General features: G+C 72.3%; 13 protein-coding genes. 8 read left to right on the plus strand and 5 right to left on the minus strand.

Annotated features, from left to right (window positions below; genetic code table 11):
- Positions 1 to 137 precede the first annotated feature (137 nt).
- The gene (gene eccB, locus ACZ31C_RS30685) at positions 138 to 1,565 is read right to left on the minus strand and encodes a type VII secretion protein EccB (protein WP_465798256.1); all 1,428 of its coding nucleotides are present in this window, start codon (positions 1,563 to 1,565) and stop codon (positions 138 to 140) included.
- 144 nt (positions 1,566 to 1,709) lie between these two features.
- Between eccB and ACZ31C_RS30690 the strand changes: the two genes are divergently transcribed.
- Genes ACZ31C_RS30690 through ACZ31C_RS30700 form a run of 3 tightly spaced genes read left to right on the plus strand, consistent with a single transcriptional unit; the run spans position 1,710 to position 4,035 of the window.
- A complete protein-coding gene (locus ACZ31C_RS30690; RefSeq protein ID WP_465798257.1) occupies positions 1,710 to 2,462 on the plus strand; it encodes an SUKH-3 domain-containing protein in 753 nt (250 codons plus the stop codon).
- A 44-nt stretch (positions 2,463 to 2,506) separates the two neighbouring features.
- The gene (locus ACZ31C_RS30695; RefSeq protein WP_465798258.1) at positions 2,507 to 3,292 is read left to right on the plus strand and encodes an SUKH-3 domain-containing protein; all 786 of its coding nucleotides are present in this window, start codon (positions 2,507 to 2,509) and stop codon (positions 3,290 to 3,292) included.
- A complete protein-coding gene (locus tag ACZ31C_RS30700; protein WP_465798259.1) occupies positions 3,289 to 4,035 on the plus strand; it encodes an SUKH-3 domain-containing protein in 747 nt (248 codons plus the stop codon). The genes ACZ31C_RS30695 and ACZ31C_RS30700 overlap by 4 nt, the downstream gene beginning before the upstream one ends.
- A 3-nt stretch (positions 4,036 to 4,038) precedes the next feature.
- Here ACZ31C_RS30700 and eccD read toward each other — a convergent pair whose 3' ends face one another.
- Positions 4,039 to 5,427 carry a type VII secretion integral membrane protein EccD gene (eccD, locus tag ACZ31C_RS30705; RefSeq protein ID WP_465798260.1) on the minus strand — a complete coding sequence of 463 codons (1,389 nt, stop codon included), beginning with the start codon at positions 5,425 to 5,427 and terminating at the stop codon, positions 4,039 to 4,041.
- A gap of 170 nt (positions 5,428 to 5,597) precedes the next feature.
- On the opposite strand from eccD, the gene eccCa reads away from it, so the two are divergent.
- From eccCa to ACZ31C_RS30730, 5 genes are all read left to right on the plus strand, one after another.
- Positions 5,598 to 9,560 carry a type VII secretion protein EccCa gene (gene eccCa, locus ACZ31C_RS30710; RefSeq protein ID WP_350699132.1) on the plus strand — a complete coding sequence of 1,321 codons (3,963 nt, stop codon included), beginning with the start codon at positions 5,598 to 5,600 and terminating at the stop codon, positions 9,558 to 9,560.
- Between the two features lie 177 nt (positions 9,561 to 9,737).
- Positions 9,738 to 10,361 (plus strand): hypothetical protein, encoded by a 624-nt coding sequence (locus ACZ31C_RS30715; protein ID WP_449951039.1) that lies wholly within the window; start codon positions 9,738 to 9,740, stop codon positions 10,359 to 10,361.
- Between the two features lie 34 nt (positions 10,362 to 10,395).
- Positions 10,396 to 12,147, plus strand: a complete 1,752-nt coding sequence (locus ACZ31C_RS30720; RefSeq protein WP_465798261.1) for a WXG100 family type VII secretion target — start codon at positions 10,396 to 10,398, stop codon at positions 12,145 to 12,147.
- 112 nt (positions 12,148 to 12,259) lie between these two features.
- Positions 12,260 to 13,522 carry a type VII secretion-associated serine protease mycosin gene (mycP, locus tag ACZ31C_RS30725; protein ID WP_465798262.1) on the plus strand — a complete coding sequence of 421 codons (1,263 nt, stop codon included), beginning with the start codon at positions 12,260 to 12,262 and terminating at the stop codon, positions 13,520 to 13,522.
- Positions 13,523 to 13,546: 24 nt separating this feature from the next.
- On the plus strand, positions 13,547 to 14,161 hold the full coding sequence (locus ACZ31C_RS30730; protein WP_465798263.1) for a hypothetical protein: 615 nt from the start codon (positions 13,547 to 13,549) through the stop codon (positions 14,159 to 14,161).
- Here the strand turns inward: ACZ31C_RS30730 and ACZ31C_RS30735 are convergent, their stop codons facing one another.
- The 3 genes from ACZ31C_RS30735 to ACZ31C_RS30745 form a co-directional block, all read right to left on the minus strand.
- Positions 14,162 to 15,379 (minus strand): SseB family protein, encoded by a 1,218-nt coding sequence (locus ACZ31C_RS30735; RefSeq protein ID WP_465798318.1) that lies wholly within the window; start codon positions 15,377 to 15,379, stop codon positions 14,162 to 14,164.
- A gap of 104 nt (positions 15,380 to 15,483) precedes the next feature.
- Positions 15,484 to 15,969: an SUKH-3 domain-containing protein gene (locus tag ACZ31C_RS30740; protein ID WP_465798264.1), complete on the minus strand. Its 486-nt coding sequence runs from the start codon at positions 15,967 to 15,969 to the stop codon at positions 15,484 to 15,486.
- Positions 15,966 to 16,349 (minus strand): YwqJ-related putative deaminase, encoded by a 384-nt coding sequence (locus ACZ31C_RS30745; protein WP_131055396.1) that lies wholly within the window; start codon positions 16,347 to 16,349, stop codon positions 15,966 to 15,968. The genes ACZ31C_RS30740 and ACZ31C_RS30745 overlap by 4 nt, the downstream gene beginning before the upstream one ends.
- Positions 16,350 to 16,361: the final 12 nt, after the last annotated feature.

The raw sequence follows: 16,361 nt of genomic DNA on the forward strand, positions 1-16,361 counted from the left end.
GTTCGATCGCCCCGCGTCACCGGGGGCGGCGTGTCAGTCGGCGCTCACGCACCATCGTCGTACGAACGGTAACGGGTCGTGTCCAGTCGACGCTAGACCAGGAACCCGGCCCGCCATATCCATTGTGGCTGGTCGGGTCATTCCGGGTCGAGTGCTCGCTTGGCTATCGCCGGGTCGAGGGCGGGACCGGCGGGCAGCCGGACCACCAGGCTGGCCGGCAGGCGCACCGGCTGCACACCGGAGTAGCCGAGCATCGCCGCCACCCCCTGGGATGCCAGCGGGTAGCGGTAGCCGATGTCGGTGACCAGGTTGAGAGTGCCGGTCCGCTGATCCGGCGAGGGCACGGCGTCGACCAGGACGCCGAAGCCGGGTGCGATCACCACCCGGTCGGCCAGCGGGATGCCGTCGCCGGTCTGCTCACCGGTCCGCACCGGCTCGCGTACCGGTTGCACCTGGGCATCGAGCAGCAACGTCGGCTCGTCCTGGTCCGGCTGGTACGCGGCACAGACGGCGGGCTGGTCACCGGTCAGTCGGGCGATCTCGGGCCGCTGCTCCGGGGCACGGTGCCGGCCCTGGGCCGGTGCCTCGCCCTTCGGCGCGGCGGCGGCGGTGCCGGCGGCGAGTTCCAGCGCCCGGGGCTCCGAGGAATCCGGGTACGCCGCGCGGGTCTCCGGGTCGGCCAGCACCACGTCCGCCTGCACCGGAGTCAGCGGTACGAGCCGGTTCCGCTCGGCCTGGTAGTGCTGGCGCGTGCCGTTCTGGCTCTCCACCACGAAGACCTGACCGACCCGGGCGTTCGCCAGCGCGGTCGAGGTCGTACCCCGGTCGGAGACCCGACGAGGCGCGATCGGTTCTCCGGCGGGCAGCGCGTTCAGCCAGGCGCCACCGACCTCCACCACCGGTTCGGCACTCATGGTGAGTCCCTCAAGCACGATCTTCTCGTTGCGGATCTCGTACCGGTGGTCGCGCCAGACCAGGTGCAGTCGCTCGGTCTTACGGTCGCGTACCAGCAGCGCCGCGTCGCCGGGCTCGCGCCCGCCCTCGGGTGCCCGGCCGACCGTGAGCACGGTGGTGGCGACGATCCCGCCGGCCGGGTTACGGGCGGGCTGCGTGCACAGCGTCCACGGTCCGTCCAGGATCCGGTTGGCGGCCGGCAGCGAGTCCGGCGCGAACGGGATGCCGAGGCGGGGGCCACGGGGAGTACCGACCAACGAGTTGCGCGAGACCGACACGGTCGGTGCTGCGGACTCCATGGCCAGCAGGGCCGAGGCGTAGTTGAGCACCGGGTGCAGGCGGCCCTCCCGGTAGAGGTAGCGGGTGCCGGTCTCCTTCTCCAGGATGACCGCGCCGCCTTCCTTCCACTTCGTGGCACCGCCGGGACGCAGCAGGCCGTAGACGCCGACCGCGCCCAGGAACAGCACCGCCACCATCACGCTGGCGAAGCCGGCGCCGCCGAGCCGACGAAACGGCGCGGACTCCGGATCGGGCTCACGCGCCACCAGCGCGGAGGTCATCCGTTGCACGAAGAACTGGTACGACTGGACCTGGTCCCGCCGCGACGGCATGGCACCCCTCCCCCTGGCGTACACCGGCACGGTCACGTGGGCCGCGCCGCGCGGTGCCTACCATATGCAGGGCACCGGAGCAGCCGATGCCCGCACCCGGCCCCGCCCGGCGAAACCGAACTCGGCAGTCCGAGGAGTCGTTCGATGATCAGTCGCGAACAGGCCCTGGCCATCGCACGCCAGTGGGCCTCCGCCAGCCGACCCGGCCCCGAACCCGACATCGAACTGTACGAGTTCGACCTCGGCTACGTCGCCTGGCGAGTAATGCCGGCACGACCGATCACGGACGGACCACCCGTTCCTCCGGCGTCCACCGGCTACCCCAGTGCGGTGATCGACCGCGAAACCGGCGACGTGTCACAGTGGGCATCGCTGCCTGCTCAGTTGGTTGCCGAGCAGTACCGACAGCATCGCGCCGCCGAGGGACGTTTCCCGCCGGACGTACGACATGTACTGGACAAAGCCGGCTGGCGGCCCGGCCGCGACGCCACCTCCGCCGTCAACCACTGGATGCGACGCTTCGCCGACGAACTCACCGGACTGGAATGCTCCCCCGCCGCCCGCGCCGCACTGATCGAATTCGGCGGACTGCGACTCCCCCAGTTCGGTGATGATGACGACCTAGGCGGAGGTTTCACCAGCTTTATCCATCCCACCTTAGGTGGCGTGGCAACAGAGGGCGCCCGGGAATTCGTGGAGGAGTTCAACAACCCGGTCTTCCCGTTCGGCAACAACGAGGACGGCCCCTCCGAACTCGTCATCGACGCCCAGGGACGCGTCTTCATGCTCCACTGGGCCGACGACTTCTTCGTCGGCCCCGACATCGACACCGCCATCGTCAAACTCATCCGAGGCGGCCCGATGACCGAGGCCGCCGACCTCGACTGGCAAACCTGAACGTCGACGGAGCCGGCATCGCCTGCAGTCCGAGGAGTCGTTCGATGATCAGTCGCGAACAGGCCCTGGCCATCGCACGCCAGTGGGCCTCCGCCGGCCGACCCGGCCCCGAACCCGACATCGAACTGTACGAGTTCGACCTCGGCTACGTCGCCTGGGAGGTGATCCCGCCGCCACCACCCACCGACGGACCACCCGCCCCTCCGGCGTCCACCGGCTTCCCCAGCGCGGTCATCGACCGCGAGACAGGCGAGGTGTCACGCTGGCGTTCGGTACCTCCCGATCTGGTCGCCGAGGAGTACACCCAGCACCGAGCCGCCGAGGGACGCTTCCCGCCGGACGTACGACATGTGCTGGACAAAGCCGGCTGGCGCCCCGGCCGCGACGCCACCTCCGCCGTGAACCACTGGATGAAGCGCTTCGCCGACGAACTCGCCGGACTGGAATGCTCCCCCGCCGCCCGCGCCGCACTGATCGAATTCGGCGGCCTTCAACTACCGCAGTTCGGTGGTCATGGCGAGCCCGGCGGCGGCTACATGAGCTTCATCTTTCCCACGATCGGCGGCATCGTGACCGACAAGGCGCGCGGCTTCTCGGAGGAGTTCGACAACCCGGTCTTTCCGTTCGGCAACAACGAGGACGGCCCCTCCGAACTCGTCATCGACGCCCAGGGACGCGTCTTCATGCTCCACTGGGCCGACGACTTCTTCGTCGGCCCCGACATCGACACCGCCATCGTCAAACTCATCCGAGGCGGCCCGATGACGGAAGCCAGCGACCTCGACTGGCCGGACGCGACGGACCAGGGCAGCCGAGAGGTGGCTCAGTGATCGACCACGAACAGGCCCTGACGATCGCACGCCAGTGGGCCAGCGTTCACGAGCCGGTACTCGATGTGATCCTCTTCGAGTTCGATCTGGGCTACGTGGCGTGCCTGGTCGAACCGGTGGCGACCACGACCGGCGGGCCACCCGCACCGCCGCCGTCCACGGGCTACCCGCGCGCCGTCGTGGACCGGGAGACCGGCGAGGTGTCCCAGTGGCCCTCGCTGCCATGGCAGGTGATCGCCGAACGGTACGCGCAGCGCCGCAGCGCCGAGGGACGGTTCCCGCCGGACGTACGGGCCGTGCTGGAACAGGCGGGGTGGTTCCCGGGCCGTGACCTGAGCGCGTCGGTGGACCACTGGATGCGACGCTTCGCCGACGAAGTCGCCGGGCTGGAATGCTTCCCCGCCGCCCGCGCGGCGATGGTCGAATTCGGCGGCCTCCAGCTTCCTCAGTTCGGCCGCAGCGGTCGGCTCGGCGGGGGGTTCACCAGCTACATCCACCCGACCCGGGGTGGTGTCACCACCGAGGGCGCCCGCGAGTTCATCGAGGAGTTCGACAACCCGGTCTATCCGATCGGCAACAACGAGGACGGACCCTCCGAACTCGTCGTGGACGCACAGGGACGCGTCTTCATGCTGCACTGGGCCGACGACTTCTTCGTCGGCCCCGACATCGACTCGGCCATCGTCAAACTCATCCGAGGCGGCCCGATGACCGAGGCCAGCGACCTCGACTGGCCGAAGTGAGGGTCAGCCGTTGATGGCGCGCATGAAGGCGTACAGGCCCAGCACGCTGCACGCCACCGGCACGATGGCGAGTTGGAGCAGGATGTCGCACACGTCGCCGAGGCGGGCCAGCCGGGGTGACGGGGGACGTCGGCTGTAGGCGAGCCCGGCGGCGGCAGCGAGCCCGGCCGCAACCAGGGCCACCGGCAGCACCGCCAGCACCCGGGCGGCGGTCGACGCGTCGGCCGCACCGACCAGGGGCAGCAGGCCCAGACCGGCCAGGCCGGCGGCGAGCATCGGCACCCGGTGCCGGACCGTCGACACCAGCCGGGCCCGGAGCAGGTAGCCGAGCGAGATCACCCCGGCCAGCAGCAGCGCGGAGACGGTGCCGGTGGCGGTGAGTACGACCAGGCAGCTCACGGTGATGACGAAGGCCCCGAAGATCATGCCGGTGAGCACCTCGTCGGCCCGTGCGGTGGCCTGGTAGACGATCTCCCGCTTCGGCTGCGGCTCGTCCCGCAGCAGGTCCTCGGCGGTACGCGGCAGTGCCGGCATCGGCATCTTGCCGAGCCGTACGGAGAGCAGTGGCATCGCCGGCAGCAGGAGGGCCACCGCGCCGACCACGACGGCGGTGCCCTGGGCGGCGTCCATCGAGCCGAAGGCGAGCAGCCCGCCGACCATGCCCCAGAACCCGACGAAGACGGCGGCGACGAAGACCCTGGTCGCGTCACCGACGCCGAGCAGTCCGAGCAGTCCGGAGAGCAGCAGCACGGCGGAGCCGAGCAGCACGTGCGGCGCACCAAGCGCCCAGACCGACTCACCGGAGCCGATCACCAGCACACCGCCGACGAAGGCGTAGGGCAGCCCGGCGGCGGCGACGACCGCTCCGGCCAGGGAGTCGGCCATCGCCCGGGACAGCACGATCCCGCCGGCCAGCAGCACTGCGGCCGTGCCGAGCGCGACCGCGCCACCGAGCCATCCGGGTTCGGTGGAGGTGACGATCACGACCAGGCCGAGCAGGAGCAGCACGCCCGCCACGATCAGGCCGGTCAGGCGGGTCGCGAACGGGGTCCAGGCGACACCCCGCCGCCGGGCGCCGTCGGCGACGGCCTCCATCAGGTCGTCGTACGCCAGCTCCGGCCACTCGGTGCGGCGCGGCACCAGGTGCAGCGTCTCGCCGTCGCGGATGCTCTGGGCGGCGAGCGTACGCGTCAGGTCGACGACGCTGCCGTCGCTGCGGCGCAGCATCCACCCGCCGTGGCCGGTGCCGTCCGACGGTTCCTCGTCGGCCTGGCGCAGCACTGCGGGCATCAGTCCGACGAGCGGCAGATGCTCGGGCAGGGCGAGGTCCAGCCGTCGGTGCGGGGCGACGACGGCGATGCGCGCGAGTCCGGTTCCGGCCTGGGTGACCACTGACGACCCCTCGGTACGAGGAGCGGGCCGATGGGCCCGCGGCTGTCCTGACGGGAGAAGGCTACCTACCATGTGCCGGTGACGCGGGTGCCGGTTCTCCGCGACGGCCGAGCGCACGGGGGTGTCGGGCGTACGCACCACGCCCGCGAGAGGCAACGGAGGTCTGTCACGTGAGCACCGTGGTCGTCAAACGACCCGCCCGGCAGCCGGAACCGGAGTACCCCTCCGGCGAGGTGCTCCTGGAGGCGCCGCCCGAGGTACCGGCACCGACCGGTAAGGCCTGGGGGCAGATGATGATGCTGCTGCCGATGCTCGCCGGTTCGTTCGCGATGGCCCTGATGTTCGCCGGGCGGGGCGGGTCGACGCTCGGGTACGTCACCGGTGGCCTGTTCGGGCTCTCCGCCATCGGCATGCTCGGCTCGCAGTTGAGCAACAACGCGGGCGGGCCGGGCAAGCAGGAGATGCTCCAGCGACGCCGGGAGTACATGACGCACCTGTCGCGGCAGCGTCGCCGGGTGCTGAAGACGATCCGCAAGCAGCGCGAGGCGGCCTTCTATCGGCATCCGGACCCGGACATCCTCTGGTCGCTGCCGTTGGGGCAGCGGTTGTGGGAGCGTCGGCGCGGCGATGTGGACTTCGGCACGGTCCGGATTGGCCTGGGCCCGCAGGAGCTGGCCACGCCCCTGGTGCCGCCGCCGGCCACGTCGTTGGAGAAGTTGGAGCCGATGTGCGCGCTGGCGTTGCGTCGCTTCCTCACCACCTACGGTGAGGTGCCCGACCTGCCGGTGACCATGGCTCTGAACGGGTTCGCCCGGGTGCACCTGCGCGGCGACGTCGAGGCCGCGCGGGGCATGGTCCGGGCGGTGCTGGCCCAGGCCGCCGCGTTCCACGCACCGGACGACATGCTGATCGCGATCTGTGTGGCACCGGATCGGCGGGCCGAATGGGAGTGGACGAAGTGGTTGCCGCACGCCCTGCACCCGTCGCGTACCGACGCGTTGGGGCAACTGCGGCTGGTGTCCCCCTCGGTGACCGGCCTGGAGGCGATGCTCGACGACGTGCTCGCCAGCCGGCCCCGGTTCAACGCCAGCGGCGGTGGCCCGCAGGTTTCCGGGCCGCACGTGCTGGTGGTCGTCGACGGCGGTGACACCGCCGGTTCGGACCACCTGATGACCGAGGGCGGGGTGGAGGGCGTGACCCTGCTCGACCTCTCCACCCCGGCGCCGCGTCTGCTCGACCGGGCGCGGCTGGTGCTGGAGGTGTCGGCCGACCGCAAGCTGGACAGCGTCACGGTGGACGGGCCGGCGGAGATCGGGCGGGCCGACGACTGCCGACCGGCCGAGGTCGAGGCGTTGGCCATGCAGTTGGCTCCGCTGCGCCTGTCGGCTGCCTCGCGGGGCGGCGGTGACACGCCGCTGACCAGCGAGTTGGGCCTGGCCGACCTGCTCGACATCGGCGACCCGTACGAGTTCGACGTCGACCGGGCCTGGCAGCCGCGACCCAACCGCGACAAGTTGCGGGTGCCGATCGGGATCGGCACCGACGGTGGGCCGGTGGAGCTGGACCTGAAGGAGTCCGCGCAGGACGGCATGGGTCCGCACGGGCTGCTCATCGGCGCGACCGGGTCCGGCAAGTCCGAGCTGCTCCGCACGCTGGTGCTGGCGCTGGCGGCGACCCACTCGTCGGAGAGCCTCAACTTCGTCCTGGTCGACTTCAAGGGTGGTGCCACCTTCACCCGGCTGGACGGGTTGCCGCACACCAGCGCGGTGATCACCAACCTGGCCGACGAACTGCCGCTGGTGGACCGGATGACCGACTCCATCAACGGGGAACTGGTCCGCCGGCAGGAGCTGCTGCGGGCCGCCGGCAACTACGCCTCGCAGCGGGACTACGAGAAGGCCCGGGCGGCGGGTGCGCCGCTGTCGCCGTTGCCGAGCCTGCTCATCATCTGTGACGAGTTCTCCGAGCTGCTCACGGCGAAGCCCGACTTCATCGACATGTTCGTGCAGATCGGCCGGGTCGGCCGCTCGCTCGGCGTGCACCTGCTGCTGGCCAGCCAGCGGTTGGAGGAGGGGCGGCTGCGGGGGCTGGACACCCATCTGTCGTACCGGATCGGTCTGCGGACCTTCTCCGCGATGGAGTCGCGGGTGGTGCTCGGCGCGACCGACGCGTACGAGCTGCCTCGGTCGCCGGGTCACGGCTACCTGCGGTTCGGCACCGAGCCGCTGGTGCGGTTCAAGGCCGCGTACGTCTCCGGCGCGTACCGGAGCAAGACCGCCGCTGCGGTCGCGGCGGGTGACGGCGGGGACCGGGTACGCGAGTACACCACCGCCTACGTCGCCCCGCCGGTGACCCGGACGCCGAAGCCGGAGGAGGAGCCGGAGCCGCTCGACGGGGTCGGCGAGAGCGTGCTGGACATCCTGGTCGGCCGGCTCGCCGGTCGGGGCAAGCCGGCCCACCAGGTGTGGTTGCCACCGCTGGCCGAGCCGCCGACGTTGGACCAGTTGCTGCCGCCGTTGACCGCCGACCCGGCGCGCGGGGTGACCGTGGCGCACGCCGGCCTGCTGGGCGAGTTGCAGGTGGCGGTGGGCATCGTCGACAAGCCGTTCGAGCAGCGTCGGGACGTGCTCTGGTTCGACCTGGGCGGGGCGGCCGGTCACGCGGTGATCGTCGGTGGTCCGCAGAGCGGCAAGAGCACGTTGCTGCGTACCGTGGTGACCTCGCTGGCCCTGACGCACACCCCTCGGGAAGCCCAGGTGTACTGCCTCGACCTGGGCAGCAGCGCGCTCTCCTCGCTGCGCGAGCTGCCGCACGTCGGTTCGGTGGCGACCCGACTCGACGCCGGTCTGGTGCGGCGTACGGTGGCCGAGTTGCAGTTGCTGATGGGCGAGCGGGAGCGCCGGTTCGCCGAGCGCGGCGTCGACTCGATGTCCGAGTACCGGCGGGCACGTCGCCACGGGCAGCACGACGACGACCCGTTCGGCGACGTCTTCCTGGTCATCGACGGCTGGGCCACGCTGCGGTCGGAGTTCGAGGACCTCGAACCCACCATCAACGACATCGCCAACCGTGGGCTCTCCTTCGGCATCCACCTGATCGTCACCGCCGGACGCTGGATGGACCTGCGTCCGGCCGTCCGGGACGTCTTCGGCACCCGGCTGGAGCTGTGGCTGGCCGACGCGAGCGACTCCAACCTGGACCGCCGGGCGGCGATGAACGTGCCGGACAAGTCACCGGGACGCGGCATCACGCCGGACGGCCAGCAGTTCCTCGCGGCGCTGCCCCGGGCCGACAGTTCGCAGGAGGCGGAAACCCTGCCCGAGGGGGCACGCAAGCTGGTCACCGATCTGGCCGCCGCATGGCAGGGCCCGGGTGCCCCGCCGATCCGGTTGCTGCCGCCGGTGGTCCCGTACGGCAGCCTGCCGGACACCGGCCGGCCGGGGGTGCCGATCGGCATCGCCGAGGTGGACCTGCAACCGGTGCACCTGGACTTCGCCGCCGACCCGCACTTCATCCTGTTCGGCGACGGCGAGTCGGGGAAGAGCACGTTCCTGCGGTCGCTGGCGCAGACGATCGTCGACCGCAACGAGCTGACCCAGGCGCGGCTGGTCCTCGTCGACTACCGGCGCAGCCTGCTCGGTGACATCGACTCGCCGCACCTGATCGGGTACGGCTCGACGGCACAGGTCACCGAGGGCATCGTGACCGAGGTCGCCGCCGTGATGCGGGACCGGCTGCCACCACCGGACATCAGCGCGGAACGGCTGCGGGCCCGCGACTGGTGGAAGGGCCCCGACCTGTACGTGCTGGTCGACGACTACGACCTGGTGGCGGGCGCGGGCAGCAACCCGCTGACCCCGTTGCTGGAGTTCCTGCCCCAGGCCCGGGACATCGGCCTGCACCTGGTCATCGCCCGACGCACCGGTGGCGCGAGCCGGGCGTTGTACGAGCCGGTGCTGATGCGGCTACGGGAGATCAGCACGCCGGGCATCGTGATGTCCGGCAACCGGGACGAGGGGGTGCTGCTCGGCACCGTCCGTCCCGGGCCGCTGCCGCCCGGCCGGGGCTGGCTGGTGTCCCGGCGCGGCGGGACCCGACTGGTGCAGTTGGTGCACCTCCCACCGCGTTCCTGAGCGCGGTACGGGGTTGCCCGGACGGGCTACCGTCGGCCAGAGTGGATTACCGTGCGCGGCTGCGGGACCGTCACCCGGGTGCGAAGCCGCAGGCGCTGACTCCGGCGCAGGGCCCGGCCCTCACCGGGAGGCAGCGGCCGGCCGCGCCGGTGCCAGGTGAGTGATCGGGGGAGGGACATGGGCGACGAGTGGCTCGTCGACGAGGAGATCAACGTCGACATCCTGCAGCTCAAGGACTTTGCGCAGGCGATTCAGAAGGAGCTGGACGAGAACTTCCGGCCCAGTTTCGAGGGCGGCCTGCAACCCATGCTCACCGTGCAGGCGCCGTTCGGCGGCGGCGGGATGAAGGAGGCCGCGTTCTTCCGCGGCCGGCACGACGAGAGCCGGATGGCGGTGTCCCACTTGATGGGCGACGCGATGAAGGGACTCGTCGCGCTCAGCACCGCCGCCATCTCCATCTCGGCGGAGTACCTGACCGGTGACGCGCTCGCCCAGGCCACCAACGACGACGTCCTCAACGCGTTCCACGGGGTCGACGGTCAGGAGACGCTCAGCGGCGCCTGGCAAGAGGGCAACGCCGACGATCCGGCCGGAACCGTTCCTCAGGAGGCCGCCAACCCCGTGCCGATGGACCCCTACTACGGCATGGACTCCTGCCCCACTGGTGACCAGCGGGAACAGACGCCGGAGTGGGCTCAGCGGGAGGTCGTCGGCGAGGGCCCCGGCGCGTACGTGATCCCGGGCGACAGCGAGCGTATGCACGGTGAGGATCTCCGACTGGACCAGTCGAGTCTGCAGTGACGGCGGGGCGGAACGTGGGACCTGAGGAGCGGGGATGAGCGACTACTACGGCTGGCAGCCGCCGAGCTACCACATGTATTCCGGGGTGTCGGACGACTACGCGGCCGAGCGGGCCGCCCAGTCCACGCCGTACGAACCCACCTCGTGGGACTCGGTGAACATCGAGCAGATGTGGGAGTACGTCCGCAAGGAGAGCGACGAACGCACGACCGCGCTCGCCGAGATGTGGCGACGTGCCGCCAGTCTGCTCCAGTCGACCCGAGACAACCTCCAACGCCACGCGGACGCGCTCGACGCCAAGTGGCAGTCACCGGCCGCCCGCGTCTTCATGGGCCGGGTCGGCGCGACCCTGCACTCGCTGGACGAGTGGAAGACCGTGGCGAGCAACAACGCCACCGGTCTGGAGCAGCTCGCCAGCAAGATCAAGACCACCCAGACCGAGATGAAGACCCTCTGGGAGGAGTACCGGGCCGAGCAGGTCCGGCAGGGCGAACGGCGCTCCGACGACAAGGGTTTCCAGGCCTCCGACCTGGTGGACTGGATCCCCGGCGTCACCGGCAACAACGGCAGGTCGTACGAGGACGTCCAGAAGGACTACCACCAGCGCGCCAAGAACATCGTCAAGCCGCTGGCCGACTTCTACATCGACACGTACATCACGAACATCTCCCGGGGCGGGAAGTTCAAGGGCCCGACCGACGCCGTGCTCTTCGACCAGTCGAGTGTTCCCCGGCCCACCGGGCCGGGCGGACCACCGGGCGGTCGCCCCGGCGCGCCCTCGCTCAACGGCGCCCGGCCGAACCGGCCGGACATGCCGAACCGGCCGAACACGGGCGATCGGCCCACCGAACCCGCCGCTCCGCCGCCGGGTACGCCGGACGGCGTCAGCCTCGCCGGCACCACGGCTCCGGTCGCCCCGGCCGGTCCGCCGCCGGCCGCACCACCGCCGGTGAACACGCCGAACACGCCCGTCGCACCCGGCCCGGCCCCGCCGCCGGTGACGGGTCCCGGACTTCGTCCGGCCAACCCGGGCCTGAACCAACCGGGCTCGGGCGGTCGACCGAACGCGCCCCGCACCTCGCTGCCGGGCGCCGGTGGACCCACCACGCCGGGCAGCCGAGGGCCGGCACCGAACCGTCCCACGCTTCCTGGAGCCGGTGGACCGGGTAACGGCGCCGGGGCGCCTCCGGGCGGCAAGCGCGGTCCCGCGCCGAACCGTCCGACCCTGCCGGGCAACACCGGCGCACCGGGCGCGCCGGGTGCACGTCCGGGCCGACCGGGCGGGCTGCGGCCGACCGGTGCACCCACCCCACCGGCGTCCAGCCCGCAACTGCCGGGCTCCACGGCCCGTCCGGGCCAGCGGGGTGCCGCGCCCGGCCGTCCGGCCGCCTCGCCGCCGCCGAGCCTCGGCGGCCAGCGCGGCACCGCACCGGGCACGCCGCCCAAGGCGGGTGCCGCTCCGGGTGGCCGGGGTACCACGCCCCCGGCCACGCCGTCCGGCAAGCCCACTCCGGGCACCGGTGCCCGGCCCGGCCTGACCGGTCGCACCGGCGTCGCCCGCCCGGCTCCGACCACCGGCCCGGCACCTTCCCTCGGTGGACGCCGCGTCGGAGGCTCGGTGCCCAAGCCGCGTACCGGTCAGGCGCGCGACGGGGAGCAGGAGACCTGGGAGTACGGCGAGGGCGACGACGAACTCTGGGTCACCGAGTCGTCGGCGGTCGGTGTGGTCGAGGCGCCGGCCGAGCAGCGCCCTCGCGAGCAGGGACGGGCGCTCGGGCAGGCCTGAGCAGCGGCGGGCCGGTCACCGGAATTCCGGTGACCGGCCCGTACCATGCGGTGACCGTCCACGTTCCTCGCCGTCGGACGACCCGGCGGCCCACAGCGGAAGGCTGACGGGTATGCGAGTCCTCACCCGACCGGTGACCACCGTGGCGATGACCGCCGTGGGCGTCCTGGCCGCTCTGGTCGTGCCCGCCGCACCCGCGCTGGCCGACTCCACCAGGGACGACTCCTGGCACGTCCAGGCCCTGGAACTGGCCGAGATGCACCAGGTCAGCCGGGGCGAGGGCGTCACCGTCGCGGTGATCGACACCGGGGTGGACGCGACACACCCGGATCTCAAGGACAACGTCGTGCCCGGCGTCGACCTCTATGACGACGAGGCCAAGGGGCGCGTCGACCGGGAGGGGCACGGCACCGGCATGGCCTCGCTGATCGCCGGGCACGGACACGGACCGGGTAACCGCGACGGCGTACTCGGCGTCGCACCGAAGGCCCGCATCCTGCCGGTCACGATCAAGAGTCCACGTGCCGCCGTGATCGCGCCGACCGCGATCGCCGCCGGCATCAACTGGGCGGTCGACAACGGCGCGGACATCGTCAACGTCTCGCTGGGCGCGAGCCACAGCGAGGAGCTGAACCGGGCGGTGGACCGCGCGTACCAGCGGAACGTCGTCGTGGTCGCCGCGGTCGGCAACCGCAAGGACGCGATCATCGGTAACCCGGCCCGGCACCCCGGCGCGATCGCCGTCAACGGCACCGACCGGGCCGGTGTGATCAGCAAGGAGGCGGCGCTGCCGGCCGAGGAGGTCGACGTCGCCGCGCCGGGCGAGGACATCGTCCAGGCCGCTCCCGGCGGCCGGTACGTCACCGCCGTCGGCAACAGCGGATCGGCGGCGATCGTGTCCGGGGCGTTGGCCCTGGTCAAGGCGAAGTACCCGAACCTGACCGCGTTCCAGCTCTTCGAACGGCTGCTCGAGACCACGCGGGACGCCGGTGACCCGGGCAAGGACCTGTACTACGGATGGGGTGCTCTGGACCTGCGGGCCGCCCTGACCGGTGAGCCGGACGGCCGGGGCCGCAACGTACCGGCCCCCGCCGAGCCGGACCTCGACGCGGATCTGGCGGCGGCCCGTGCCGTCGAGGGGCCCGGCCCGGCGGAGACCATGGTCGTGGTCCTGGTCTGGGTGGGGATCCTGGTGCTCCTCGTCGGGGTCGTGACGGCCGTCGTGCTGCTGCGTCGCGCCCGTCGGGGCAGGGCCGTCGCGGACGACGACCGACCCGCACCCGTCGGACCGGCACCTGGGACGCCCGTCCCATCCGGTGCACCGGACTCCGACGAGCCCGTCGACGACTCGGTCTGGCGCCGGCCGCCGGGCTGACCGATGCGCCCCGAGGAGGAACCCGTGACGTCGCCGCCCACCGGTGGATCTCCGTACCCGCCTCCCGGCCCCCCGCCGGTCTCCGGCCCGTACCCCGCGCCTGCCCCCTCTCCGATCCTCGGCCCGGCGCCGACGGTGGCCGGGTCGGTGGCGGCGGCACCGTCCCACGGCGCCCAGGGTGAGCCGCCCGTCCTTCCCGGCCCCGAACGGACGGCCGCGCCGCGCCCGCCCGTGGTCACGCTCGCGGTGTTGCTGATGCTGCCTGCGGTCGTCGTCTGGCTGGTCGCCGGGATCGCCTTCTTCCTGGCCATGCTGCGCACGGAGGGCACCGGGATCGGTCGGCTGCTGGTGGTGGGCATCGGCGGCGCCGTCCTCGCGCTCGCGCTGCTGGTGGTGTTCCTCGCCTCGCTCGGGATGATGATGGCCTGGCAGGGCGACGGCGCGGCCGGATTGACCGTGCCGGCCGGCTTCACGTTCGGGATCTTCGTCGTCGTCATCGTGACGCTGCTGGCACAGGGCAAGCTGACCTTCCAGCCGACGATGGTCACCCCGCTGGTGGTGGGCGGGCTCGCGGGCGTCTCGCTCGCCCTGGTGTGCAGCCCGCCGGCCCGCGCCTGGTTCGCCCGCCGCCGCTCCTGATCAGGCCGGGGACCAGCGCCGGGCGGTCGCGTCGAAGCGGGCCAACAGCTCGTCACGACCGTCCTGGTGCAGGCAGTGCAGCGCGGTGCCGTCCGGTACGACAAGCGACTCCATCCGTGGCCCGCCCTCGCCCCACTCCGGCGGCGTGGTCTCGCCCGGCGGCCAGCGCAGCACCGCCACCCACTCGTCGCCCTCCTCGAAGGGCGAGCCCTCGCCGAGCAGCCCGAGGCGGCGGTAGAGCCGTGCCGGGGTGTCGCGTCCCGGGCCGTGCCAGGCGTGCACCAGCCCGGCTGCCCGGTCGTACCCGTCGTCGAGGTAGGACGGCAGGTAGCGGTGCGGGATGACCAGTTGCAGCAGCAGCGGTACGTCCGGATCCGGCCCCTCGTCGACCTCGGGTTCCGAGGGCGTACGCGGCACCGGCACGCCCCGCCGCGACGGCTCGGCGTACGCGGCCGTCTCGCGGCGACGCTGCTCCTCCTCGGTCGCCTCGGTGATCACCTGCCGCAGCTCGCCGACCCACTCACGCAGCTTCAGCAACGCCTCGCCGGGCAACGCCGCCGCCAGCGCGGTGTCTGGGTTGAGCAGCAACTGCCAGGAGAGGTCCGGCCAGTGGTCGGTGAGCTGGAGGCTGTTGATCACCACCAGATCGTGCTCGCCGAACGCCTGCCGCATCCGCGCCTCCGAGGTGAACACCGGAAGGCTCGTCCGGCCCTGCTCGTCGGGCAGGCTCCACCAGGGGAACTCCGGGTCGGAGAGGTCCCGGGTGACCGGGCCGTCCGGGCGCAGCGGCAGCACCAACTCGGCCCGGAACAGTGCCGACATGAGCGCGTTCGGGTCCTGTCGGCGGACAGCCTCGCGCAGCGGCCGTTCCACCTCGACCACCGGCGCGGCGATCGACCGCAACTCCTCGGCGGTCAGCCGCAGCGCGATCGGCAGCCCGGCGTCGACGGCCAGCATCCACGCGTCGTCGGGCCAGTCGACGGCGAGGTCGGCGAGCCCGAACACGTGGTAGTTGACCGACCGGCCGGGTAGACCGGCGGCGACGGCCGCCGCCGAGGTGTAGGCCAGCACGTGGGTGATCCCGTCGTGGGTGCCGGTGGGCCAGGCCACCGGCTCCAGACCGGCCGCCGCCGACGGCGACACCGGCAGCAGCAGCGGACCGTCGGCGAGCGCGGCGAGGAAGGCCCCCCGGTCGTCGGCCTCGGCGGCGGCCAGCATCGCCCGCTCGGTCGCGGTGCTGGGCTGCCAGTCGATGGTGGGCTGCCCGTCGGCGCGTTGCCGGTCAGGGGTGGGTTGCCGGTCGGCGATGGGCTGGCGGTCGGTCACCAGCCGCCGTCCCGGTCCACCCGCTGCGGCTGCCGGCCGAGCACCAGACCGGTGATCGCCTCGTCCAGGTCCGCACCGAGGAACCAGTCACCGGTGTGGTCCAGCACGAACACCCGGCCCTGGGCGTCGACAGCGAGGATGCCGGTGCCGTCGCCCTCCTCGCCGAGCGGGCTCAGCGGCGCGCCGATCGCCTCGGCCAGTTCGGCGAGCGTCTCCACCGACTGCCGCACCAGGAACGGGTCCAGGTGGAACTCGCTCGGCGCGATCTGCTCGCCGTCGCCCCGTGGGCTGATCCGCAACCCCCCGAACTCGGCGTACGCGGCGATGGCCGCTGCCGTCATCATGTGCTGACGGCCGCCGGGGCTGGCCTGGGCGGCGATCCGCAGCCCCCACTCGCGGCCCCGGTCGTCGTCGCGGCCGTCGGGTGACCAGCCCGCCTCGGTCAGAGCCTCGGCCACCAGGGCGGGGAATCGTTCGGTCACGTCAACGCCTCCATACCGAACCAGTCGAGCAGCGCGGCGCAGGATCGACAGGGCGGCTGGACCTCGCCGTGGCGCGGGTCGCCCTCCTCGCGTACCCGGGTCACCCGCACCTTCGCGCCCCAGAGCAGCGCCCGGGCCCGCGCCGCCTCGATCGGCGGACCACCCTGCTCGGCGGCGTACAGGCGGTCGGAGACCAGCACCGCCTCGGCACACCAGCCCGCGAAGCGTTCGCGCTGGTCGACCGACAACCCGTGCAGGAAGCGTCGGACCACCGGGTGCAGGTCCGGCGGCACGTCCCCGCGTACCGACGTGTGGGTGTAGACGGTGCCGTCGGCCAGCAGCGCACCCGCCGCCAGCGGCAGCATCCGCGGCTGCGTCATCCGTCCTCCCGG

The sequence above is a fragment of the Micromonospora sp. NPDC023869 genome, from assembly GCF_055559695.1.